The sequence below is a fragment of the Psychrobacter sp. CAL346-MNA-CIBAN-0220 genome, assembly GCF_040309805.1.
Taxonomy (GTDB): Bacteria; Pseudomonadota; Gammaproteobacteria; order Pseudomonadales; family Moraxellaceae; genus Psychrobacter.
The window spans coordinates 1-248 of record NZ_JBEOPF010000590.1; the positions used below are offsets into that span (position 1 = coordinate 1).

Annotated in this window: 1 protein-coding gene; it reads left to right on the plus strand. The window is 61.3% G+C overall.

Going from position 1 to position 248, the window contains the following annotated elements:
• Positions 1 to 36: 36 nt before the first annotated feature.
• A partial coding sequence (opgC, locus tag AAEY88_RS14915; RefSeq protein WP_350563645.1) for an OpgC domain-containing protein occupies positions 37 to 248 on the plus strand: 212 nt, incomplete at its 3' end.

The window sequence follows — 248 nt, forward strand, 5'->3', positions numbered from 1 at the left end:
CCACAAACTCCCTACCCGGCCTTGCGATCCTCCCTCATGACTGATGCTGTTTCCCCTGCCCGATTGGGCCAACGCCTGCTGTCCATCGACGCCCTCAGGGGCTTGGTGATCCTGTTCATGCTGCTCGATCACGTGCGCGAAACCTTCCTGCTGCACCGGCAAGTGGCCGACCCGATGAACATCGACACCACCGAACCTGCGCTGTTTATCAGCCGCACCCTCGCCCACCTGTGTGCACCGGTGTTTGT